This window comes from Aquidulcibacter sp. (assembly GCF_049239865.1).
Classification (GTDB): domain Bacteria; phylum Pseudomonadota; class Alphaproteobacteria; order Caulobacterales; family Aquidulcibacteraceae; genus Aquidulcibacter.
Window position 1 is genome coordinate 50097 of the sequence record NZ_JBMLTR010000178.1, and the last position, 24873, is coordinate 74969.

Annotated in this window: 18 protein-coding genes; 10 read left to right on the top strand and 8 right to left on the bottom strand. The window is 56.8% G+C overall.

Annotation, left to right across the window (positions count from 1 at the left end):
- Positions 1–21: 21 nt before the first annotated feature.
- Genes ACOVRA_RS12580 through ACOVRA_RS12600 form a run of 5 tightly spaced genes read right to left on the bottom strand, consistent with a single transcriptional unit; the run spans position 22 to position 6806 of the window.
- A complete protein-coding gene (locus ACOVRA_RS12580) occupies positions 22–1722 on the bottom strand; it encodes an alpha-amylase family glycosyl hydrolase (RefSeq protein ID WP_421720592.1) in 1701 nt (566 codons plus the stop codon).
- A gap of 4 nt (positions 1723–1726) precedes the next feature.
- Positions 1727–2605, bottom strand: coding sequence for a sugar ABC transporter permease (locus ACOVRA_RS12585; RefSeq protein ID WP_298227377.1), 879 nt, complete (start codon positions 2603–2605; stop codon positions 1727–1729).
- A complete protein-coding gene (locus ACOVRA_RS12590) occupies positions 2602–4407 on the bottom strand; it encodes an ABC transporter permease subunit (RefSeq protein WP_421720593.1) in 1806 nt (601 codons plus the stop codon). Before ACOVRA_RS12590 ends, ACOVRA_RS12585 begins: the two co-directional genes overlap by 4 nt.
- Positions 4404–5690 (bottom strand): extracellular solute-binding protein, encoded by a 1287-nt coding sequence (locus ACOVRA_RS12595; protein ID WP_421720594.1) that lies wholly within the window; start codon positions 5688–5690, stop codon positions 4404–4406. Before ACOVRA_RS12595 ends, ACOVRA_RS12590 begins: the two co-directional genes overlap by 4 nt.
- Before the next feature lie 3 nt (positions 5691–5693).
- Positions 5694–6806, bottom strand: coding sequence for an ABC transporter ATP-binding protein (locus ACOVRA_RS12600; protein ID WP_421720595.1), 1113 nt, complete (start codon positions 6804–6806; stop codon positions 5694–5696).
- A gap of 318 nt (positions 6807–7124) precedes the next feature.
- Between ACOVRA_RS12600 and ACOVRA_RS12605 the strand changes: the two genes are divergently transcribed.
- The 9 genes from ACOVRA_RS12605 (at position 7125) to ACOVRA_RS12645 (ending at position 20433) form a co-directional block, all read left to right on the top strand.
- Positions 7125–7994: a MurR/RpiR family transcriptional regulator gene (locus ACOVRA_RS12605; RefSeq protein WP_421720596.1), complete on the top strand. Its 870-nt coding sequence runs from the start codon at positions 7125–7127 to the stop codon at positions 7992–7994.
- Positions 7994–10255: a 1,4-alpha-glucan branching protein GlgB gene (gene glgB / locus ACOVRA_RS12610; RefSeq protein WP_421720597.1), complete on the top strand. Its 2262-nt coding sequence runs from the start codon at positions 7994–7996 to the stop codon at positions 10253–10255. Before ACOVRA_RS12605 ends, glgB begins: the two co-directional genes overlap by 1 nt.
- A 14-nt stretch (positions 10256–10269) precedes the next feature.
- A complete protein-coding gene (glgX, locus tag ACOVRA_RS12615; protein ID WP_421720598.1) occupies positions 10270–12369 on the top strand; it encodes a glycogen debranching protein GlgX in 2100 nt (699 codons plus the stop codon).
- A complete protein-coding gene (gene malQ, locus ACOVRA_RS12620) occupies positions 12359–13882 on the top strand; it encodes a 4-alpha-glucanotransferase (protein WP_421720599.1) in 1524 nt (507 codons plus the stop codon). The genes glgX and malQ overlap by 11 nt, the downstream gene beginning before the upstream one ends.
- Before the next feature lie 5 nt (positions 13883–13887).
- Entirely contained in the window at positions 13888–16836 is a 2949-nt protein-coding gene (locus ACOVRA_RS12625; RefSeq protein WP_421720600.1) for a glycoside hydrolase family 15 protein, read from the top strand.
- Between the two features lie 755 nt (positions 16837–17591).
- Positions 17592–18239, top strand: a complete 648-nt coding sequence (locus ACOVRA_RS12630) for an AAA family ATPase (RefSeq protein ID WP_421720601.1) — start codon at positions 17592–17594, stop codon at positions 18237–18239.
- A gap of 34 nt (positions 18240–18273) precedes the next feature.
- The gene (locus tag ACOVRA_RS12635; RefSeq protein ID WP_290806900.1) at positions 18274–18660 is read left to right on the top strand and encodes a ribbon-helix-helix domain-containing protein; all 387 of its coding nucleotides are present in this window, start codon (positions 18274–18276) and stop codon (positions 18658–18660) included.
- Positions 18661–18954: 294 nt separating this feature from the next.
- A complete protein-coding gene (locus ACOVRA_RS12640) occupies positions 18955–19872 on the top strand; it encodes a replication initiator protein A (protein ID WP_290806899.1) in 918 nt (305 codons plus the stop codon).
- An 84-nt stretch (positions 19873–19956) separates the two neighbouring features.
- Positions 19957–20433, top strand: a complete 477-nt coding sequence (locus tag ACOVRA_RS12645) for a hypothetical protein (RefSeq protein ID WP_421720602.1) — start codon at positions 19957–19959, stop codon at positions 20431–20433.
- A gap of 328 nt (positions 20434–20761) precedes the next feature.
- On the opposite strand, the gene ACOVRA_RS12650 is transcribed toward ACOVRA_RS12645, so the two are convergent.
- Together ACOVRA_RS12650 and ACOVRA_RS12655 are read right to left on the bottom strand one after the other, a co-directional pair.
- Entirely contained in the window at positions 20762–21763 is a 1002-nt protein-coding gene (locus tag ACOVRA_RS12650) for a WD40 repeat domain-containing protein (RefSeq protein ID WP_421720603.1), read from the bottom strand.
- Between the two features lie 200 nt (positions 21764–21963).
- Entirely contained in the window at positions 21964–23766 is a 1803-nt protein-coding gene (locus ACOVRA_RS12655) for a hypothetical protein (protein WP_421720604.1), read from the bottom strand.
- Positions 23767–23980: 214 nt separating this feature from the next.
- Here ACOVRA_RS12655 and ACOVRA_RS12660 point away from each other — a divergent pair, with 214 nt between their 5' ends.
- Positions 23981–24388, top strand: a complete 408-nt coding sequence (locus ACOVRA_RS12660) for a GtrA family protein (protein WP_421720605.1) — start codon at positions 23981–23983, stop codon at positions 24386–24388.
- Here the strand turns inward: ACOVRA_RS12660 and ACOVRA_RS12665 are convergent.
- On the bottom strand, positions 24385–24786 hold the full coding sequence (locus tag ACOVRA_RS12665) for an EVE domain-containing protein (RefSeq protein WP_421720606.1): 402 nt from the start codon (positions 24784–24786) through the stop codon (positions 24385–24387). The two genes, ACOVRA_RS12660 and ACOVRA_RS12665, sit on opposite strands and share 4 nt — an antisense overlap.
- Positions 24787–24873 lie beyond the last annotated feature (87 nt).

A 24873-nucleotide genomic window follows, 5' to 3' on the forward strand; every position in this document is an offset into this window, starting at 1 on the left:
CGCCAAATCAGTGTTTTTATCTCAAGGACGTGCAGCAGCCTCGGAGTTTTGGATCCGCACAATGCCCGTGCTCAAGGGCGGCAAGTCCATTTCGAGCCCTGCAGCCGTCTCCCGAACCTTGATATCGCCAATCATCAGTCGTGCTTCCCTCATATCCTCGTCGGACAACGCGCTTTTAGACAAGCGTATGGTTTGATGCAGATCAGAAACATTCATGACGAACACAAATTTCTCCGCGCCCAGCGACTTGAGATCAACATAGACATGCCGATCTGAATAAAGATGCGTGCGCGACCCAGCATAGAGAGCCGGGCTGACCTTACGTAAGGCCAGTAACTCTGTCAGGTAGGCGCGTAGTGCAAGCGCTTTGGGCAGAACATCGGTGTTATTTGCATTGATACCGGGGAGTTTGATCATATTTCGAGCAATATGGTCATCACATTTTTGGACCTCGCCGCAGTTCTGGCTGACACGCATGGAAAATCCCGCAACTTCAGCGCCTACTTCCTCGCCATAATAGGTGGTGATCGGACCAGACCAAGCCGCCATAAAGGTGAAGGCCAATCGGTGACGCGCCCAGTAAGACTCCGCGTTTGGTCCGCCCTTGCCTGCCCGCTGAATCAAATCGCCAAAGCGAACCAAGTCATGATTGCCCAGCATCAGATTCATAATGGCATGATCTGGATAGCTGGCATGTGCACCCATGGCCCAGCTTTCCTGCAAGGTCGTGGCGGGCTTGCCCTTGGTGCCATCTTCACCCGTCGCCAGGATTTGGACGAGGGCATAGCGGGCGGGGAAGTCAAAGGCGCTGGGTAAGGCTGGTTCTTCATTGGTGCCCAAAGAGGCGCGAATTCTGTCTGCCGTGCCCCAGATCTCACCGACGACATAGCCCAGCTTGCCCTGATCCTTCGACGACTGCGCGATGGATTTGACCAGCTTCGCCATGGGGCGATTGGGCACTTGATAAGCTTGATCGAGACGCCATCCGTCTATGCCATAGACATCGATCCAATAGCGGGCGACTTCATCATAAAAGGCCAAAGACTTAGGGTTTGCGAAATCAACCACCTCGCCGGGATAGGTCTCTGGGCTATTGAAATAATCGGCTGGCCGCTTGGAGGCTGCGGGCACGAGACCCGAGGGTGACGGGGTGACATTGCCCTTATGGTGGCCAAAGACGCCGTCGAAAATGATCTTCAAGTCGCGCTGATGGGCGGCCGCGATCAAGTCGCGAACGTCTTGGGCCGTTCCATATTGCGGATCAACTTTGAAATAGTCGCGCGGATAATAGCCAGTGCCGTCCAAGCGGGGATTGACCACCTTCTCGCCCGAGTGGCGATGTTGGGGGCTACCAGCCGCACTGTCAAAAATCGGTGTGATCCAGACGGCATTGAAGCCCATGGCCTTGATGGTATCCAAGGCTTGGATCACGCCCTTGATATCGCCCGTATGGGGGCCAGGCCCATAGCCGCCAATCGGATTGTGATCCGGGGTGCCATCGACGAAGGTGCCGACTAGGACCTGATAGAGGCGGAGTTCACAAAATGGGCTGCCATTCCGATTGCACGGCAAACGGGTTTCTGTCTGCCCCATCGGCTTGGAAATCACGATTGGCTCAGGGGCCGGCCTTGCCGAAGCCAAAGTGGCAAAGCCCAAGGCTAGACCCGCTAGCACGACAGGTCCGAGACGACGCAACCAGTCGATCCAAGCACGAGACCCCATCTGATCAGCCTTTCACGCCACCCGCCGTCAGGCCCGACACGAGGAATCTTTGTAACATCAAGAAGAGAAGGACCACTGGCAGCGAGACCAATATGGAGCCCGCAGCAAAGTAGCCCCATTGTGAGGAATACTCGCTAACAAAAAATCTTAAGCCGACCGGTGCGGTGTACAGCGCCTCCTCATCCATAAAGGTGGCCGCGAGAATGAACTCATTCCACGCCGTCATGAAGCTAAACAGCGCCGTCACCGCTACGGCGGGGCGGGCCAGTGGCAAGACGATCTGGAAGAAAATGCGGGATGGCGAGCAGCCGTCCATGATCGCGCTTTCTTCAATCTCAATCGGGATGGAATCGAAATAGCCTTTCAGCATCCACACGCAGAAGGGAATGGCGGTCACCGAATACACAATCACCAGCGCCCAAATCGAATTGTCGAGATCAAGCCAATCTACAATGATCACATAGAGCGGGATCAGCATCAAAGTGCCGGGAAACATTTGGGTGACGAGGAATAAGGTCATGCCCGTTTCGCGGCCCTTGAAGCGAAAGCGCGAGAAGGCATATCCGGCAGAACAGGCTAAAGCGACACCAAAGACCGTGGTCAAAGCGGCAACCAACAAGCTGTTCAGCATCCATTGAAGGAAGGGCTGATCGCGCAAGACGCCGACGAAATTTTCCATCGACCATTGCGCAGGAACAGGCGTTGCTGCCCGCATACGGTCCCAGAAACCGGGGTTGGCTGGCAAGTCCGCCAGTCCGATGTTTTGGGTCCCGGAGAAGGCCAGCGCAAAGACCCAAAAGATCGGATAGAGCGCCAACAGTGTAATGACGATCAAAATGGGATGAAGCCAAAGGGGCGCGCGCTTTTGGTCGGATGACGTCATTTGTTGTTGGCCTCCGTGGCAGAAGTCGCGCGGATCTGGAACACGCCATAGATCAGAAGAATGAGGAAGATCACGACCGAATAGGCTGCGGCATAGCCATAGCGATATTCCTCAAACGCAATGCGGTAAGCCCGCGTCACGAGAATCTCGTTGGCCCCCGAGGGTTGGCCCGCGCTGACCAGATAGATCACATTGAACATGTTGAACGTCCAAACCACGGAGACGATGATGGCTGGCAATAGGGCAGGCCTTAAGCTCGGCAAAGTGATCAACCAGAATTGCTGCCAAGGCGACGCCCCATCAATGCGGGCTGCCTCATACATATCTTCATCCACCGCTTGCAGCGCCCCTAAGGCCACCACCATCATGAAGGGAAAGGACAGCCAGACATTGGTGGCAAGGCCCGTGATGAAACTCGGCCCCACCGCATCAAACCACTGCACCGGCTGGCCGCCAAAAGCTTGGATGGCTTGGTTGATCGCACCAAATTGCGGGTGGAACATACCCTTCCACGTCAAGGCCGTGATGTAATTGGGAATGGCCCAAGGCAGTATTAGAAGCGTGCGGTAAATCGCAACCCCGCGCAGCCCTTTGATATTGAGGAGCAGTGCCATCCCGAGGCCAATCGACACGCCTAGGACGACGTTTGAGGCCGTCCAGACAATGGTGACGCCCATGGTCCAATAGAAGTTCTGATAATTGAACGCCGCGCCAGACCCACCGAAGTTAAAGTCCCCCAGAATGCTGGCGTAATTGGCCAGGCCAACCCAGCGATCACTCCAGCTAGCCCCTTGGTTCAGCAAGGTGGTGTCGGTGAAAGACAAAACAAAGCCATAGAAGAAGGGGAAGAAAGCCAGCGCCAGCATGCCGATCAAGGCAGGCGCGACATAGGTATAAGCCGTTGGGTTTTCCTTCAGCGCACGCCAGGTCGAAGCGGCGGCACCAAAACTGATAAAGGCCCCAATGATGGCACCCAAGCCACCTAAAAAGAGAAGTGAGGTGGTGAGCGCGGCTCCATCCACCGCCCCAGCCACGACCGCCGTATCAAGACGCGCGACATCGCCTGCTAGCGCAAGTCCGTTAGACGCAGCCACAGCGCGCATGGCGTCATCTATCGCGCGAGCGCTTGTGTTGAGATTGTCGAGAAGCACTTGCGCCGTGCTGGCTAAATTAGCCCCGGTCAATTGCCCCAAGACAAATGCCACGCCCAAAGGCACGACCACACCAGCCCAAGCACCAAGTTTTGGCTGCACGAGGGCAAGACCCACAATGGCCAAAACGCCTATGCCAATGGCACCCCATTGCAACATGGATATCAAAGCCGGCCCAACAGTCTTCGAAGTTTGGACGATTTCCACCATGCCGACGCGCTGTCCCGCAACCACTAAAGGTGCGGCAGCATGAGCACTTTGTGCTGTCGGGGTCAGTTTCGCGCCTGCCGCAGGTAGGCCAAGGATCAAATCGAACAAAGGCTTTTCGGTCAGGCTCAACGGACGCGGCGCGGCTTCGCCGGGCCAATTGCTGGCGGCCAATTCTTTGCCGTTGCGCATCACGAGGCGATAGCGGTCCCCTTCCCGGCCTGAGCGCTTCAGCACATCGGCCATCAGGCTACCCACGGCTTGTTCGCTAAGCCCTGCCTGCAGGCCTGCCGAACCGATCTTGGCCAAATCAGACGCGGTGACCAGCGCAACGGCACCAGAAGCCGCTTCATCCCGGTGTTGGGCGGCTTGCTGGAGGAAGAACAAAGCCCCGGATATGACGATCAAAAGGGCAAAGAATACCGCGCTTAAATTACGTTTCATGCCCGTCCCCCAGCTTGGGAAGCCCGCAATGCATCAATGGCCGCTTGAACCTCTGCCTGACAATCATTCCACGCCGATTGCGACGTTGTCTCCATTTTGGTGAAGCGTTTCATGGCTTTGTCTGCCGGCGACCAGACCAGTGTCATCTCCGGCAAGTTTGGCATGGGAACCGCCAAAGCACCTTGGGCTTTAAAGGCAGAAATAATGGGATCATTGGCAATGGCTGGAACGCGGTAAGCGGCTTGCGATGCGGGTAATTGCCCGCCCTTCTGTGCCATGATGCTCGACCCCTGAGGCCCAGCTAAGAATTTGGCAAATTGCCAAGCTTCATGCTCATCGGCTGTACCCGCCGCCAAATAGATGGCCTCAATCGTCATCCAAGGCCGCATGGGCTGATTGTTGGCCTCAGAAATCATCGGCAACACCGCAACACCCAGATCAATGCTTTTGGCAGCTTCGCTCAAAAACCACGGTCCACTCATCACCATGGCAGCGCGCTCTTCGTTGAACAGGGCCGTCACCAGCGAGTTGGCAGGATCGTCTGGCAGGAGGTTGAGCTCGGATCGCCATTTGCGGACGAGGTCAGAAGCCGCGACATTGGCGGGATCGTTTAGAATGAGATCACCCGCAGCATTGAACGCACCACCGCCAAAGCCATTGCCGATGCCTGCGTGGAAGAAATAATCATCATAGGCATAGGCAAAGCCGAAACGGCCACGTCCTTTGTCGGTCAGCTTTGTCGCGATCTCGACGAGCTCTTTCGTGGTGCGCGGTGGATTGGGCACCATCTTCTTGTTGTAGATCAGGGCCGCGGATTTAAAGTTCAAGGGCAAGGCGTAGGTCACGCCCTTATAGGTCGTTGCATCCAACATGCCCGGCAAGAAGCCTTGGCGATCTTCGTCGCTTAAGAAGAAGTCGATGGCCGCAACCGTGTTGCCGCTCTCTACCCAGCCTCCCATCCGATCATGCGAGAATATAAACAGATCGGGGCCTTTCTTGCGCGGGACGGCAGCTGAAATCTTGTCGGCGAAGGCATCATTGGGTACCCCGACGCAGCGGACCGGGCGGGCTTTGCCAGCAACTTGCGCGGAATAAAGCGCGGCAACTTCCTCAAGCGCGGTCTTCTCGCGACCGCGATAGGAGTGCCAAACCACCAAAGCGGGCCGCTTTTGCGCGGCGGATTTGCCGCAACCCGCCAAGAGCGCCGTGCCTGACAGACCAAGCCCTGCCGCTATGAATGACCGTTTGGTGGGTGATCCCCCGTGACTTGCGCGCCAGGCCATTTGTTAAGCCTTCTCAGTCAAGCGCAAATTCGTCGATACATCAAAGAAGTGGGCTTTACTTAAATCAGCCTCAACTTCGACGATCTCGCCCATTTTGGGTATGGGCGCTTCGCCATGGCTTTTCGCGATTAAGGTGGTGCCATCCACATCCAAATGGGTAAGGACTTCATGCCCCAAGGTCTCAACCATTTCGACCCGGCCTTTGAAATGCGCGGCCTTCTCAAAGCTGCCCTGACCGGCCACGCGCACATCCTCCGGCCGGAAACCAATCAACACGCTATCGCCAGTCTGGCTATTTGGCTGCCACCGCGCTGGCATGGCGAAACCTGGCGAGGCCGCATGAGAAATTGCACGCCCTGCCAATTGCGCTGTCAAAATCGACATGCTGGGTGCGCCAATAAAGCGGGCCACGAAAACGCTACTGGGGCGGTGGTAGAGCTCTAGAGGTGTGCCGACTTGCATCAGATTGCTTTCACCCGCCTCGGCCAAAGGGGCCAAGACGGCAATCCGGTCGCCCATGGTCATGGCCTCGGTCTGATCATGCGTGACATAAACGGCGGTGGTGCCCAGCCGCTTTTGAAGGCGCGAGATTTCCGCCCGCATGCCGGTCCGCAATTTCGCATCAAGGTTGGACAAGGGCTCGTCAAACAAGAACACGGATGGATCGCGGACAATGGCCCGGCCCAACGCCACGCGCTGCCTTTGTCCACCCGATAGCGCTTTCGGCTTACGGTCCAAATAGGGGTCGAGGCCCAAAATGGCAGAAGCCTCTTGAACTCGCTTTTCAATCTCGGCCTTGGGCATTTTGCGCACTTCAAGACCAAAGGCGACGTTCTGGCGAACCGTCATATGGGGGTAAAGCGCATAGGACTGAAACACCATCGCGACATCGCGATCCTTAGGCTTCAAATCGTTCACGACGCGGTCGGCAATTTTCAACGTGCCCGAGGAGACTGATTCGAGGCCCGCGATCATCCGCAGGGCGGTCGACTTGCCACAACCAGATGGGCCGACCAACACCATGAACTCGCCATCCTTGATGTCGAGAGATAGGTTCTTGATGACATCAGTTTCGCCATATCGCTTTGCGACGGTTTCAAAAGTGATGCCTGCCATGCCGGTTTCCTGCCCCTGTGTTCTCGGCAGAAGCGGGAAATTTCAGTCGTGGAGGAGCCATTTATCGGACCGACAAACCGCTGCCGCTAAGGCAAATGCCGATCCCAAGCCGAGATAAATCCCCGACCAGGTCCATTTCTCTCCCCGACTGCAGTTTCCGCCCTGTGGAGGGTCGCCCTGCCGTTCATTGGTTTTGGTATTGCACATTTGATGTAGCAAAACTACAAAACCTGCGCAACACGCGTTCAAGGCTGGCATTGGGCGCAGAATATTCGTATAAATCAAGACAACAAACAAAGGGCGGGAGGGAAAAAGGCGATGATCATCAGTCAGATCGATTCTCATCTCGCTGAATTGCGTCCGTCTGAGCAGCGTGTAGCGCGCTTTGTCTTGGGTCGACCGACGGTCGTGGTTGAAATGTCGATTGCCGATCTGGCTGAGCGTGCCGATGTCTCAGAGCCGACCATTATGCGGTTTTGTAAGGCCATTGGCTGTATGGGCTTTATGGATTTCAAGCTGAGCCTTGCGCGCGACCTAGAGCGCCGCACCTTGTCGATGAGCCGCCAGAACCCCCACGTAAAGGGCCATAGTGGGCTTGGACAAGCACTCTTCGAACAAGTCACCAAGACTTTGGGCCAAAAAGGGACCGGCCTTGCGCTCGATGAACTCGAGACGCTTTTGGAGATTTGCGCCGGCAGCGGACGAATCATTGTGCTGCATTCTGGCGCTGAAACCCTGTTTGCTGACACATTGGTCCTAGCATTGCGTGGCTGCGGGCTAGAAGTGTGCGATCAAACCACAGCCGATATCAGTGGGCGACGCGACAGCATCTTGGTCATCGCCTTGAAGTCGAGCGTGCGAATCCCTCAGATAGAGCAAAACTTGCAAGATGTTTGCGCGCAGGGCGGACGGGTCGCCCTCATCGGCCATTCGGGCTTGCCCGCCACCCTTTCACTCGGCCAATTTGATACTGGCTTGTCTGACTATATTGCTTATGCGGCAGTCATCGAGGCCATTCGTTTAGGGATTGAGGCGCGCCTCTCCAAAAGCGGTCATTTTTCACAAGCAGATTCCGAGATGCTGCAGTCGCAGCGCGAGAATGCCTATGCCGACGCGCGTCGTCGCGATCGGCAAAGCGCGCAGAAGGCAAACTCGGACGACACGACTTTTTATGAGGATGCGCGTTAATGGCCCCTAAGACGACCCGGGCAAAGCCGGCAAAGGCCGCAGTGAATGGCGCAACAGCCTTGGGGCCTGCGCTGGCCGATCAGAGCGAAGTGTTGGCCTTGGTCGCCGGCACGCATACCAACCCGTTTGCCTTCTTGGGCCCCCATGTGGATGAGGGGACACGCGAAGTGACGGTGCGCTGTTTCCTGCCCGCTGCCGATTCAGTCACGCTGATCAGTGAAGGTCAAAAGCTTTCCGTAAACATGACCAAAGTGCATCCAGACGGTCTGTTTGTCGCCAAACTAACCCAAACAAAGCAGCCGCTTTCTTATCATTATCTGGCAAGCTGGGATAGGGAAGAAGTTCGCCTCGAAGACCCGTATCGGTTTGCCGGCATCTTGAGCACGAAGGAAATCTTGCGCTTCCGCCAAGGCCAGCTTTGGCGGGCTTGGGAGTGTTTGGGTGCTCGGCCGATCACTTTGGATCATGTCGAGGGCTTTGCCTTTGCCGTTTGGGCACCTGCCGCCCAACGGGTTTCCGTGGTGGGTCCTTTCAATAATTGGGACGGGCGTCGCCACATCATGCGCAAGCTGCATGATGCAGGCATTTGGGAGATTTTTATCCCCGGCCTTTCGGCGAACGATATTTATAAATACGAGATCATTGGCGCAAACGGGGACCTCCAGCCCTTAAAATCTGACCCGTTTGGCCAAGCGGCAGAGCTTCGTCCCGCCAATGCCAGCCGCTTGGTAGACCCGCCCAAACAAATCGATAGCGACCAAGCGTGGCTGAAAACACGCCATGGCCGTCATGGGCTAGACGCCCCCATTTCCGTTTATGAAGTTCATGCGGGATCTTTCCGGCGCAAGCCCGAAGAGGGTAATCGCCCGCTGACCTATGGGGAGCTTGGCGATTGGTTGATCCCCTATGTCCGCGACATGGGCTTCACCCATGTGCAATTCATGCCACTGACGGAATATCCGTTTGATGGCTCTTGGGGCTATCAGCCAGTTGGCCTGTTTGCCACCACCAGCCGTTATGGCACGCCCGATGAGTTCCGCGAGTTGGTGGCGCGTTTGCATGAGGCAGAAATTGGCGTCCTGTGCGACTTTGTGCCTGCCCACTTCCCAATTGACGGTCACGGCTTGAACCGATTTGACGGCACCGCCCTTTATGAGCATGCCGACCCACGCCTTGGCTTCCACCCCGATTGGAAGACCAATATTTATGACTTCACCAAACCCGAAGTCGTCAATTTTCTGGTGTCCTCAGCCTTGTTCTGGCTCGACCGCTTTAAAATTGATGGCCTGCGCGTCGATGCTGTCAGTTCGATGCTCTATCTCGATTATTCCCGCGCGGACGGCGAATGGATACCCAACATATATGGCGGCAATATCAATTTAGAAGCCGTCCAATTCATGCGTCGCCTCAATGAGATGTGCTATGGCGAGGCCGATGGCATCATGATGGTGGCTGAAGAATCCACCGCTTGGGCCGGCGTCTGCAAGCCAACTTATGACGGTGGACTCGGCTTTGGATTCAAATGGAACCTCGGCTGGATGCATGACACGCTCCAATATATGAGCCGGGACCCCATCCACCGCGCGTGGCACCATGGCGAAATCACTTTTGGACTTGCCTATGCTTGGTCTGAGAATTTCATGCTGGCACTCAGCCATGATGAGGTCGTCCATGGTAAGGGCTCAATCTTCTCGCGTATGCCCGGCGATGACTGGCAGCGCTATGCCAACTTACGCGCCTATTACGCCTTGATGTGGGCCCATCCCGGCAAGAAGCTCTTGTTCATGGGGGCAGAGTTTGGCCAAGTCGCCGAATGGAATCATGAAGGCAGCCTCGATTGGCACTTATTGGATCAGCCCAGCCATAAGGGTGTTCAGTCGCTGGTTCGGGATCTGAACAAGCTTTATCGCGCGACCTCGGCCCTGCACCAGCGCGATTGCGACCCCTCGGGCTTTGAGTGGGTGCAGGCTGATGCGGCTGACGTATCGGTCTACGGCTTCCTGCGCTGGAACCATGATCGCACAGAGAAAGTGCTCGCCCTGATCAACATGACCCCAGTCCCGCGTGTCGAGTACCGCGTGGGCGTTCCCCATGATGGGGCGTGGCAGGTGATTTTGAATACGGACTCCTCTGCCTATGACGGGTCCAATTTCGACGGCCCGACACGGGTTGAAGCCGAAGCCGTGCCGTTTAATGGCCAGCCTGCTTCCATTGTCCTGACCTTACCGCCGCTTGCTGGCCTTTATCTCGTTCCGGCATAGGAAGCCTAGTCTGAATGTTGCTGCGACTGGAACCAGGCAACCCAAACCAATTAGGGGCGACGCTCGGTGAGGGTGGCGTCAACTTTGCGCTATTCAGCGCCCATGGGGTGCGCGTTGAGCTGGTCTTGTTCTCGAGCGATGGCCAACACGAGATTGCGCGCGCAGACCTTCCGGCTCGCAAAGGCGATATCTGGCACGGCTTTGCGCCAAAGCTTGGGGCGGGCACGGTTTACGGGTACCGCGTCCATGGGCCTTATCGACCAGATCAAGGCCATCTCTTCAACCCGCATAAAGTCCTGCTTGACCCCTATGCCAAAGCTATGGCGGGCAAGTTCCAATGGGGGCCTGAGCATTTTGGCTATTTCTATGAAGGCCATCATCCTGACGCGATGCCAGATAATCGCGATAATGCTGCAACTTGCTGGAAAGCTGTTGTCGTAGACCCCGCCGCCATCGCGCCCCTGCCCCGCCATACAGCAAAGCCTTGGCGCGAGACCCTGATTTATGAGTTGCATGCGAAGGGCTTTACGATGCAGCTGCCTGGCCTATCCGAAAAGGAACGCGGCACGTTCGCGGGCCTCGGCAGTCCGGCAGCCCTCGACTATCTGAGTGCGCTGGGCATTACGACGATCGAGCTCTTGCCCATACATCAGTTTGTCCACGACAAGTTTCTCGTCGATCAGGGCCTGAAGAATTATTGGGGCTATAGCACCCTCAATTACTTCGTGCCGCACGTTGAATATGCCGCTGGCGATCCAATCGCGGAGATGCGGGGGTTTGTTCAAAACGCCCATGCGCGCAATCTCGATGTCTGGATGGATGTGGTTTATAATCATACCTGCGAAGGCAATCGGCACGGTCCAACGCTGTCCTATCGCGGGATCGACAACGCCTCTTACTACCGCCTGAACCCGCAAGACTTAAGCCACTATGCGGATATTAGCGGCTGCGGTGCGACGCTGAATGCTGCCCATCCCCAAGTCCAGAATTTGATCGTGGAATCGCTGGCACATTGGGTGCAATGTTACGGCCTTGATGGCTTCCGCTTTGACATTGCCCCTTCCCTCGCCATTGACGAGGCTGGCCATTTCAGCCGCGAGGCACCTTTCTTTGACGCGGTCCGCCAAGATCCTCGTCTAAAAGATGTCAAACTCATTGCCGAAGCCTGGGATGCAGCAGGGGGCTATTATGTCGGGGACTTTCCGCCGGACTGGGCGGACTGGAACGGTAAAGCCCGCGATTCCATCCGGCAGTTCTGGCGCGGCGACCCAGACAGAGTGCGCGACTTTGCCAAGGCTCTGGCGGGCACCCCTGATCTGTTTCGAAATAAGGGCAAGCCGATTGAAGCCAGCATCAATTTTGTTGCTTGCCATGACGGTTTCCCGCTTCTGGATCTCACCCGCTACGCCCATAAGCATAACCACGCTAATGGCGAGAATAATCGCGACGGTGGTGACCACGATTTCTCATCCAATTACGGCGTCGAAGGCGAAACATCTGACCGCGAGATTGAGGAATTACGCGAGCGCCAAGCCCGCAACATGCTGGCCAGCGTCTTCTTAAGTTTCGGCACACCCATGCTGTTGGCAGGCGATGAGATGGGCCGTACGCAAGGTGGCAACAATAATGCCTATGCCCAAGACAATGCGATCAGCTGGCTGGACTGGCGTCTACCGAGCTCGCGCCTCGGCGCCCAACGCCTGACTTTTACCAAGCAGCTGATTGCGCTGCGCAAAGAGATGTTTGCGGGCTTCCCGGACGGTCATCCCAATGGACCTGGCGAGCGTGAGCCTACCATTGCGTGGTGGAGTGTGTGGGGCAATCTGATGACCCACAAGGATTGGATGGACGACAAGACCCAGTGCTTTGCCGCTGTTTATGAGCCGCGCGGCTGGCTGATCCTGTTCAATGCCAGCCTTGACGATGCGGCCTTCATCCTACCCCCTACCGGGACAGGGGTCTGGCGCATGGCGCTGACGACGGCGGACCCGATCCGTCCAACCCAAGACCAAGTGGCCGCTGGCGGCCAAACCATTCAACTTCCTGCACGAACCCTGATCGTGTTTTCGCGTGATACCTCTCGAACAATTGGAAAGACCGGACATGGCTTTTGAACGCATTAGTGGCATTTTGCTCCATCCCACCAGCTTGCCTGGCCCCTATGGCATTGGCGAAATCGGCGATGAGGCAATGGCCTTTCTGGATGCCTTGGCAGAGTCTGGGCAGAAGTTGTGGCAAATCCTGCCCATCAATGCGACCGGCAATAATGCGAGTCCCTATTCGGCCACCACGACCTTTGCCGCCAACCCACTTCTGATCGACATCGACGGCTTGGTTGAAGCCAAGCTATTGACCACAGTTGAAGTGGCACATCTGAAAGCGCTTCCCCAAGTCAAAGTCGATTATGACGTCACGGTCCCTGCCCGTCTGGAAGTGCTGCGTCTGGCAGGCAGTCGCTTGGCGGCACAAGCCGATCATCCGCTCGCAGCCGGGCTTACAGCTTTCAAGGCCAAGCACGGCGCTGCTTGGCTAGATGATTATGCTTTGTTTGAAGCCATTTCGGTTTCACGCCAGCGCCAAGGCTGGATGCATTGGCCCGATGATCTGCGCCGGAGAGACCCTGCAGCCTTGGCCGAAGCCCGCAAAAGCTTGGCAGATGAGATTGCCGCGATTGAGGCCCTGCAATTCCTGTTTGATCTACGCTGGCAACGTTTGCGCGCGCATGCTGCCTCAAAAGGCATCATGATCATTGGCGATATGGCGATCTTTGTCGCCCACGATTCAGCCGACGTGTGGGCAAGGCCCGATCTCTTCAAGCTGGACGCAGATTTCAACACACGTGTTGGGGCGGGCGTTCCCCCGGACTATTTCAGCGCCACAGGTCAGCTCTGGGGCAATCCCATTTATGAATGGGATAAGATGGCGGAAGATGGCTTCTCTTGGTGGGTAGCGCGCATGCGCCGCTTGCTCGATTTCGCTGATGCCGTGCGGATCGACCATTTCCGTGGCTTTGCCTCGTGCTGGGAGACCCCTGCTGGCGAGACCACCGCGATCAATGGCCAATGGGTTGATGTGCCAGGTGATGCCTTGTTTACCGCCATCATGACGGCCCTACCCGACTTGAAGGTTATCGCGGAGGATTTGGGTCACATCACCGAAGACGTCATCACCCTGCGCGACAAGTTCGCGTTTCCCGGTCTCAAAATCCTTGAGTTCGAGTTTGGCGATGGTGCCCCGCGCGACGACCGCCACCCCTACCATTATCCTGCAGCAACCGTCTGCTATCCCAGCACGCACGACAATAATACCGTGATTGGCTGGTTCAAGAATGACGGCCGTGAAGCCGCCGAGCGCGCCAATGATGCGCCCCGTGAAGCAGCGGCCGCGTTAGAGCTTCTCGGTGGAGACGGCAGCGACCTGCATTGGCGTTTCATTGAGTTGGCCATGCAATCTGGATCAAACCTTGCCATCATTGCGTTACAGGATGTCTTCGGACTTGATGGCAATGGCCGGATGAATACACCTGGCACGATTGAGGACAATTGGAACTGGCGCTTTGAAGCGGCTGACTTCACGCCAGCAGCCCGCAAGAAACTGCTTGATCTCGCGAAAGAATACGGACGCTAAGCCACATGAATGCACAGACCCCGGACATAGAAGCGCGCCTCGGTCATTGGTATGACCATATTGACGCGATCTTTCTGAAGCGTTTGAGCGCTGAGGCCGGCCTTTTGCCGGCCAGTACAGCCAAGACAGTCCATGGGGATTATGCGCACGCATGGGTGCGCGACAACGTCTATTCCATACTTGGCGCTTGGGGCCTTGCTTGCGCCTATAAGCGTTTGGACCCGGGGTCAGAGCGCACCAGCCTGTTGGAGGCCAATGTCGTTCGTTTAATGCGCGGCCTGTTGTCGGCCATGATGGGGCAAGCCGACAAAGTTGAGCGGTTCAAATATACCCAAGACCCGCTCGACGGGTTGCACGCCAAATATGATGCCGCGACGGGCAAGCCAGTGGTGGGCGATGCCCATTGGGGCCATCTTCAAATTGATGCGACTTCCCTCTTCTTGTTGTTTTTGGCGCAAATGACCGCCGGTGGTCTCACAATCGTAGAAACCGCCGATGAAGTCGATTTCGTGCAAAACCTCGTCCATTATATTGGTCCAGCTTACCGTATTGCCGATTATGGAATTTGGGAACGTGGCCGCAAATCCAATGACGGCGTTGTTGAGATCAATGCCAGTTCTGTTGGCATCGCCAAAGCCGCACTGGAAGCCATGGACGGGCTAGAGTTTGGCTGTCAGGCTCGTGGCCCGATCCGCGTGCCCGCCGATGATATCGCACGCGCTCGGGAGACCTTGCAGGTCCTCTTGCCGGGCGAGTCCGCTTCCAAGGAGACCGATGCCGCCCTGTTGGCGGTGGTTGGCTGGCCAGCCTTTGCGGTCGACGACAAGGTGATGATTGCCCACACGCGCGGTCGCATCTTGGATCGGCTGGCGGGGCGCTATGGCTGTAAGCGCTTCTTGCGCGATGGCCATCAGACCACAGTGGAAGACGAACACCGCTTGCACTATCACGCTGGCGAACTCTCGAAATTCGCCAATATCGAATCCGAATGGCCGCTCTTCTTTACTTACCTTCTCGTTGACTCAGAGATGACTGGCGACAAGCGCGGCGCGGGTGCTTGGTCTGATCGGCTGGAACCTTTGTTCCAAATGCGAGACGGCCTGCCCCTTTTGCCCGAGCTTTATTATGTCGAGGCCGATGCTGTTGAAGCAGAAGCCGCAGAACCGGGCAGTCAAGATCGCGTCGCAAATGCCAATTTGCCGCTGCTATGGGCGCAGTCACTTTGGGCACTCGGGGCCATGCTGCAAGAGGGCCTACTCGCGCCCGAAGACATAGACCCCTTGGGTCGTCGCCATCACTTGAATCGGACGCATCAGCCTGAAATCGCCTTTGCTATCGTCGCCGAAGACGAAGAAACCGCAGCCAAGCTGCAAGCCTTGGGCCTCCTATGTGACCAAATGACCAAACTTGGTCCCGACGTGATCATTCGCCCGGCGGGGGATTTGGTCAGCGTTTGGACCCAAATTGGCAAGAATGAACATCTGCGCCTAACTGGTCGTCCGGAAAAGCGCCTTGGGCCACTGGCCAATGCCTATATCTATCAGGCGGATGGCCGACATGCGTTATTCTCAGCCACTTTGTTAGAGGCGCATGACCACCATATCCGTTATGATGCCGCCGCGCGGGCCCGCCGTCTACGCGGCGACTTACGCTATGTCGCCCGCCATTGGCGCGGGCAGGACAATCCAGTCTTTATCCTATGTGTCGACGCAACAGCCATGCAGGGTACGGGCGTGGACCGCTTGATTGATTTGCTCCATGAGGTGCAGCGAGGTCAGGTCGACTTTGCCCGTACGAAGTTGGTCCAGATTGACGAAATCCTGCGCGCCCAGACGAAGCCAAAGTCGATCAGCGCGCTCTTGCCATCAGAATCGAGCACGGATGGCAACCAAGGCTTGCCCGAACCCGTGGCCAACGGGTTTGGCAGAGGTCTGGATGAGGCGATCGCGTCGGGCGACCAGGCCGAGGTCGAGCGCACCTATGAGGCTGCCGGAAGAGCTGGGGATTGGGCGACAGCACGACGGGGCGCGGCGTGGCTAAAGCGCACCGATCCACGTCTGCAAGATTCCGCCAAGGACATTGTGGTGCGTCTGCGGCGCTTGGGTCTTGGCGAAGGGCGCGTCATCACGCGTCCGGTGCCGGAAGGTGAGCTCGTCACCATGATTGAAGAGGGCCTGCATTCCAAACTGCATGCGGTGATCGCCCAAGAAGTGCTCCAAGCTTTGGGGCTATTTTCAAAGTCTGACTCCAATGCCGTGCGCGGAATGCGCACCATTCGCTTGACCGAGATTGTTGGTCGGCTTGGCCAGGAAGAAATAGGCGGCATGGAAAATCTGGTGGCAGAACCCCCGAGTGTTCTTTTTGACCGCGTCAAGGCGATCCTGCTCGAAACGCCGTCGGTGCGGGCGGTCGTCTCCCCTGCCCCGACCTTTGCTTTGACCCCGTCCGCGCAAGCAATTGGCGGTGACTGGGAACAATGGCGTGAGCGTCTGGGCGTTCTGACCCGCGTGGGTAGCGACTTTTTCGCGCGGCTCTGGTCCCTCCTCCATGTTTGCCCGGGGATTGTGTTTGGCGCAAATAATCGACTGGATGCGGCAGTCGCCCGATCGGACCTAACCGCCTGGGAGAAGGATTTCGCGCTGGAGATTGAGGTGCGTCTCGAGACCATCCCCGACCCAGCATATCGTACCTTCTGCCTCGAAGCGCTTAATGTCCTCGCCAACCGCCATGAGCGTGATCCGGACTACCGCGTTGATCAGGACATTATTCTCGATGATCTGATCCATGACGCCGTGGCTTGGATATGGCGCCAAGCGGGAAATGGCGAGCCAGTTTGGAACCAAGCTGACCCCGTCTGGGCTATGGCACGCAATGCCGATGCTCAAACGATGGCGCTGGCGCTTTATGCCAGTTGCGAGAAGTACAAAGCCACTTCTGAACCCGCTTTTTGCTGACGCCACCACCGCATCGGTCACCTTCCTTGTGTGTGTGATCCCCCGACCAGCTAAGGACGCCAATTGAGCGTTGCGTGCGCCGCGTCTTGCCTTTTGTTTGGTGACTGCGGGTCGCTAAACGGGGCTGCGACGCCAGATCTGCGCATGCCCCCTCCCCGATCAGCCGATTTTCTTGCCAACGCGTCCACATGGCGTGCAGGCGGGCGCGTGGACACTTTCAGGACGTTGAGGTGTCGAGGCGTCCGCTTGTGCGCACCTCCGCAATTCGACAATCGGACAGGCCCACAAACCCACGACTCCGCGCGCGGATATGCCTGCGTGTGGACACGTCCGCGATCTGACAATTGACCAACTTCTGGCCTCCAAAAGGGCGCTAGAGCCTCAAAAAGCCCTTCCACTCGCGCGAACGCACGACTCAAGCACAGCCAAGCCCCTCACCTGCCCCTGCTCGGCTCAGAAATCGACCACCAGCCCCCTGTTCGCCCAAAGACGACCCGACAACCGTCCCGCGGCTTAAGTCGTCTCAGGGGCGAATTTTCAGATGGCCGATAAGGAATCGTTAAGGTTTAAAGTCTAGGGCTTCAACATGTGGACACGGGGAGGAAGCGACTTTTCAACAAGTCCAACCTCGGACAGGGCGACACCTCGCCATGTCTCCAATGCCCACTTGTGGGGGCCTCCAAATGTGGGCGCTCCCAAATGACGACGCGCCGAACTTACCACATGGCCGCATGTGGACACGAGGAGGTAGGAAGATGCATGTAGTAGCCATAGTCAGCCAAAAAGGTGGGGCAGGTAAGACCACTTTATCGGTTCACCTCGCCGTAGCAGCCGCTCGGAACGGTCTCTCGGTGGCTTTGATCGACCTCGACCCTCAAGCCACGGCCGCGCAATGGGGCGACTGGCGGGGAGGGGATAATCCCGCCGTCGTCGCCACCCCTTACACCCGCCTTGAGGCAACCTTGCAGGAAGCGGCCCAAGCGGGCGTCGATCTCTGCATCCTCGACAGCCCGCCAGCGGCAGATGCGGCCGCCGTTTCTGCCGCACGTGCCGCAGACCTCGTTTTGGTGCCCACCCGGGTCAGCGCCTTCGACCTGCACGCCATTAAGACAACAGGCGAATTGATGCGCATTGCACAAAAGCCCGCTTACACAATTTTCAATGCCGTCCCACCGCGCGCGGCGAGCTTGGTCGAAGATGCAGCTGCTGTTGTGCGTGGCATAGGCATGCCTTTGGCCCCTGTCTGCCTGACAGAGCGCGCGGCCTTCCGCCATGCGGTGGTCGATGGCCATACCGCCAGTGAATATGAGCCAGGCTGTAAAGCAGCCAGCGAAGTGGATGCGGTCTTTGAATGGATGATGGGCCGCCTCACCAAAACCCAAACCGTCGCCCAAGCGGCTTAACCTAAAAATTCAACCAAGAGGGAAGGGGAGATAGATGGCCAAAGCACCAAGCCTCGCAGCGCGCCTCGCCGCCGTAGCCGCACAGCCCAATACAAGCCCATATCAGATGACCGCGCCTGCCAACCAGGACAGCCAGCAAGTGGCCGAGCCGCAGTTTGCTGCAGCACCAGCCCCCGTCAAGGCCGCTGAGCCTATCGCACCCGCGCCGGTCTTCGCGCCGCCTAATTTTGCGATGCCAGTGGCTCAGAAAGCGAAAGCCCGCGATGGACGCGTAATGGTGGCCGGCTATTTCAGCCCAGAACTTTCGCGTTCGCTGCGAATCTTGGCTGCAGAGCGCGATGTCACGGTGCAGCATCTGGTGGGTGAGGGCCTTGATTTCGTCCTGCGCCATTATGGCAAGCACCCGATGGGTGAGCGATAGTCCAAGACCCGCATCAGGGCAGAGGCGCCGTCACGACCACGTGGCGACTTGAAGACGTGTCCACACGCAGACAGGTCGACGGTTCCACCTGTCTGACAGCGCAAGCCTGATTTATCCTGCACAGCCGCAGAATCAGATAGGATTGTCCAAACACGATCCAAATAGCCCGATTGGCTTGGTCAAAGCTCAGAATCGGGACACGCCTAATGTGCACCCTTTGGTGCGTCACCGGGGATAAGCTTTTGCCCTCTCGCGTGCGAGCACTGTGGCAATATTCGAAAGAGAGAGACAGCTATGTCCGCGCGACGCAAAGATGATCCTCAGTTCGATTTCTTTATCCCGATGGTGCACGACATCCCGTTGAAGGATCAGCGGGAGACGATGGAGCGGCCCTTCTTCTCGCTGCAAAAGCGCAAGCGCCTCAAGCCCATCGATTACCGCAGCCCCGATGGCGAAGTTTGGGTCAAGGTCGAAGCTGTGCCTGCCTATGGCATGGCGAGCATTTGGGACGCTGATATTCTGATCTGGGCCGCCAGCGCCCTCAATCGCCTCAAGCAACAAGGCGTCAATGATCTGCCACGTACCTTGCGCACCACCGCCTATGATTTGTTGCGCGCCATCAAGCGCGACACTGGTGGCAAGGGCTATCAAGAACTGCGCGCCGCACTCGACCGTTTGGCCTCGACCACCATCTTCACGTCGCTCCGCGCCAAGCGGGGCAGGGACCGTCGCTTCTCCTGGATTGATGAGTGGGACATTGAAGTCGACCCCATCACCGAACAGCCGCGCGCGCTTCGCATCACCTTGTCCAATTGGATCTACGAAGGGGTGACGCAGGAAAAGCAATTGCTGACCATGCACCCCGACTATTTCAGCCTGACCGGTGGGCTGGAACGCGCCCTCTATCGGATTGCCCGCAAGCATGCAGGCGATCAAAAGAAGGGCTGGCTCTGCCGCTTTTCGGTTCTCAAAGACAAAACAGGTTCCGATTCCGAGCCCAAGGAATTTGCCCGCATGATGCGAAAGATCGCGCTGCGCGATGAATTACCCGAATATAGTATGACCATTGTAAAAGCCGCCGACGGCTCCCCCGCCGCCCACTTTATTCGTCGCGACGCTGGTGAACGCACCGCCATTTCCGACGCCATCATTGAATTTGACCAATTATACGCCGACACCATCGCCAAAAAGCAGGGCGACCTCCTTCTCTAGGCAGACGGGGTATCACCCACTATGGGGGCGATGAAGTCAGTGAAAAGTATCCTTAGCCAATCATAGGAGGATCAAATACGCGCCATGTCCCAAGCACGCTTGAAAACTTTTATCTGCTCCGCGTTCTCTCTGATTGCGTGGAGTTCCCACGCTTGGTCACAGACACCCACGTCGTTAAAGCCAAATTGCCCACATGCACTTGAAGCGGTCCCAGTTGAAAAACTCTCGGTTGCCGAGATTTCTAAGCTTGGACCGGAACTGATTGTCTCAAAGGGCAATTACACCATGACATTTTGGCCCGTTGATCCTGAAGAGCGGGCGGAAAAGCTCGGCAAAAACCCGATTGGCTTTTCGCTCATTCAAACGCGGGACATGGATACCCCGCCCATCGGCCTCCTCATCCGCTCTACTCAAACCGATGAACTCGGCTTTGTGAAAGATGGCCACCAAATCATGATCGGCAGCCAGTCACAAAGCAGTTGCCCTATCCGCGCGATCCTATCGGTCACCGAAACCGGCGGAGTGGTACTTAGAGAGTTGGCTTCTGAGAAAGCTCGTTGAGCGTGCTTGGCAATAGCCGACCTGAGTGATTTAGCAATTACTTCCAAATCGGAATCTTAGTCTCCCAAACAAACGGGGGAACGCCCACTTTTTGTCGGGGGAACGGGCGCCGGACTGGCGGTGGAACACCCACAGGGGCTTCGGGGTATCGGACGCTCATCCACGGGGGAACACCCGCATAGGGTCTCTGCAACCTTTTGAAGATACAACCTAAAAAGGCACTTTTCAGGCGCTTAACTCTTTAACTCTTCTATTAAGAGTCTTTCTAAGTGGGCTATTGGGCACACATTGAAATGTGCCCAAGCCCAGATTAAGCCGCTTGTCCTAGTTATTGAAGCCATTGATGACCAAAGCTGCCATCTTCGCCCACATAAGCAAAGCGCTTGCCCGATGCATGAAAAGCAAGACTGAGGATGGAGCGGCGCATCTTGCGGGGATCATCGAGCAACTCAGTTCGAGGGCGAGGGCCTGCCAGAAAGCCTGTCTTTCCCGAAGACAGATCAACCTGATCCACCCCACCATCGGACCATCCAACCAAAGCGCGGCCTTCATGGATGGCGACCGCCGTCACCAATCCTAGGCGAGGCCGATAGACACCAGCAGATTGGCCCATCGGACCTTTCCCGGCCACAATCGGCCAAGCGAGTAGGGCAGGACCGCCAGAGGTCATAAGAACTGAGCCCGTCTTGTTCTGGACAAGGTGGCGCGGCTTGGCCGGATAGCCACCCATTTTAAAGGCCTGCCCATCATGAAGCCGCCATCCTGCTAAAGCGGGTTCAGAGAGGCCGACGAACAAAAACGCATCCTCTGCACCATAGGCCACAGAGATCGGCCCACCGGCGCAAGGAATTTCTTGGACCAGATCTCCAGACGACAGCTCAAACAGGCTCACGCCCCCGCTATGGGTGACGGCGAGCTCTTGCCCATCCTGAGCGAAGGCCAGCGCCGTAGGTCCTTTCGGTGGGCGCAATTCTTGGGGACTGCCATCTGGCCCAAGAACATGCACTGTTTGCCCCGCCGCGACGGCGACCAAGCTGCCATCAGCAGAGATCGCTAGCGAGTCGAGCCATTTGCGCGGCACATGAAGACGTTCGTGAACTTGTCCTTGGCTGTCGACCTGTACAAGTCTGCCATCATCGCCTGACGTCCAGATGGATTGACCGTCCGAGCTTGCCTGCATGGCGAGCATCCCACCGTCATGGCAGCGAACCATCGCCTCGCCCAGCTTCATCATGCCATCGCCAAAGCCAAAGGCGGCGCTGTCGCCCAGCCAAGCGGCACCAATTCCGGGGGCGGGATAGGGCAGGGGCCCTTTCTGGCGCTTTGACACAGACTTCTCCAATTCTGAGAGGCTCTTCAACCACGATAGGGCGGCGGTGTGCAATACCCCGAATCAAAACCGCTCACATCCCGATGGTCATATGCTCAGTTGCCCAAGAAAACCTATAGAATCAACGATTTTCTGAAATTAGGCTTATCCCGCAGTGGCCCAGCCTGTGCAATGACGGGGGATCAACCACCGATTCCCAATTAGTCAAGATTGACCTTATAGGCTTGGACGTCAGAGCCTTTGGGCTTTTCAATCGGGGTCAGCCAAGCGGGGATGCGCCCATCGCGCAATTCCACCATCAGGCCTTTGGGGCTTTCCCGCGACAAAATAGCGACCTCGGCCGACTTGGTACAAATAGCGACATAGCTCGCGCCCAAATCCTTAGCCATGGCCTTGGCGACATCGGGCCTTGCCAGAAAGAGGCGGTAGGCAGCCAAATTGCCTGTATTGTTGCGATGATAGGGGACTGCCAAGACCCGATGCGGTGTTGTCAACAAAATGCGTGCGCCCATATCAATAGGGGCGACAACTAGGCCGGGGACTTGGACTTTAAGGGCGCTAAAGGCTCGCTCGGTATAACAGCCTGCGCCGCCTCCGGTCGTAAACTTGCTGTTTTTTGGCTCAAAATATTCGGCGACCTTGGATCCAACGAGGCCGGGGATGATCGGATTAACAATGACGGCTACGATAAGTGCTGTCCTCAAATTGACTTGCTCGATCAGCTTGCCGATTAGGGCAGCGGTCATGATGCCAGAAACCGTGGTCGCAAGGCCAGCCGAACGCCCTTGCCAGAAGACGGCGAGCGCGGCCGAAATGAAAATCGTCAGCGCCGCCAGAATCCATAAGTCCCGCTCTTTATCCTTCGCCCACAAAAGCGCGACAACGCTGGCAATGCCCGCCAAGATTGGAAATAGCGCAAAGGCAAGAATCCCGCTCAACTTGGCCTTCATCATCGGTGCCGCTTCGGTGACATTATTCAGCCATAGGCGCTTCAATAGCGGGTCAATCTGGTTGTAAGGCGGCACAATCACTTCTGGGAAAACACGCACACCAGAAAGAACGACGCCAGCAATAACCGTCAAGAGCACGAGACGCGCGACGATGCCGGCTTTTGGACCCAGACGAGCTGTCGGCAAGAATGTCGCCAAAGCCAGTAGCACGCCCCCAAGCAAGCCCAAAGCGGCATGGCCGCGGCCGATGGCATCATTGACGGGTGCCGCCCATTTCGCCTCTGGGACCGTGGCGACAAAGCAAAGCGCTAAACCTATACCGAGGCTGGCAGCAAACCAGCGCGTTTCACGCTGGACTATCTCGCCGCGCAAGGCCCAGCGCATCGCCACCCAACCAATTAAGACAATCTGCAGCGGCAACGCCTCTAAACCGACGCCAATGCCTAATGCGATTGCGATCCCGCTCACCGCCGCCATTTTGTGGCTACCGGCCACCAATCCCCACAAGGCGGTTGCGAGGAAGATGAGTTGCAGTCCGTGGTGATCGACGCGCCCAGGCAAGAAATAGGTCAAGACGGCGGGCGCACAGGTGATCAAAAAGATCGCTGGCAAGAATGCCTTCTTTCCGCCCAAGCCGACCGACGCCTTTGTCCCGATGATGACATAGATCACCCCCAACCACATGGGGGTCAGAAAGGCTGCAACCTTCTCGCCTAGTGGTTGGCCAAGCATGAGATTGGTGATCAACATGGTCACCGCAAGCGGTAAGTCCGCAATGCGCGACCAATGAATGTTGCTAATTGGATGTTCGGTGAAGCGATGTTGGGAGACGTCAAACCAAGCTTGGCCCGCCAGCCAGTCACGGACCTGAAGAACGCGCATGGCATCATCATTATCCGTCAAGTTCCAAGCAGAAACTCGCGTCCAATAAGGGCCTAGCAACTGATAGGTCGCAAACAGGATCGCGCCGATAAGAATGAGCCGAAATAAAAGCCGGACTGGTGAAGTCTTGGGGGCTGGTTCAGTCGGATTTGAAGATTCAGCAAGAGACATCGACTTGAGACACCGTAAGTTACGTCGGGCCAGAACTGCATAAAGTGTGCTGCGGTCTATGAACAGAACCCAGCATGTGGGAATTCCATCTGACACAGAAGCCTGAATCTGCGATGAAGAACGCAGGGGGCAATACAGTCCGATCCATCTTGAGCTTTACCTCATCCCAAATCCTTCGGCCCAATGATGACCCAAATCATAAGGAAGACCCTGCGTGAAGCTATCTGACCTTTTGCATGCGTCTTCAATTTGGGCGCGCGTCTTCCGCTTTGTGGTGGTGGGTGGCTTGGCGTTTGTTTTGGACGCGGGACTGGTCTTTTCGATGGTCCATCTTGGCTTGGATAAATATCTAAGCCGGGCTTTGTCCCTGTTTGTGGTGGTGCTCTTCACCTTTGTTTTGAACCGGCAAGCAACCTTTGCGGCGAAGGGCTGGCCCAGCGTTCAGGAAGTGGCCGCCTATATTGGGGCAAGCCTCATTGGCCTTTTGATCAACTATTTGGTGTTTGTCGGAGCCAGTTGGATGAAGTTCCCGCTGCTGTTGGCGATGGCAGCCGGCACGATCATTGCCTCGGCTTTCAATTTCCTCGCCTATGGGCGAATCTTTAAAGGCAAACCCGATTAGCCTCGGCTCAAAAGATACTGCCAGTGCGCGTCCGATACGGGCTGGACAGAGAGGCGAGGCGATTTCACCAAGGCAAGCTCTGCTAGGTTTGGATCGGCCTTAATCGTGGTGAGTGAGATGGGCTTAGCCAAAGGCTCGCGCGCCATGACGTCGACGGCAAACCACGCCGGGTCAGTTGGGTCTGGATAGGCGGTCTGGATCACTTCGACGACACCGACGATTTGTTTCTCATCGCCTGTATGATAAAAGAAGGCCAAATCCCCAATCGCCATTTGTTTCAGAAAATTCTTGGCCTGATGGTTGCGCACCCCGGTCCAAGGCTCGCCTTTCGCCCCACGTGCCAGTTGGTCGGCCCACGAGAAACTGTCGGGTTCGCTTTTCAAAAGCCAATAGGCCATACTTACAGCTCCATAGTTCAAAAAACTTTTATCAAGACCATCTAAGAGATAGCTGTGCGCCTGCGTCGAGTCACGTCACATCAGGCC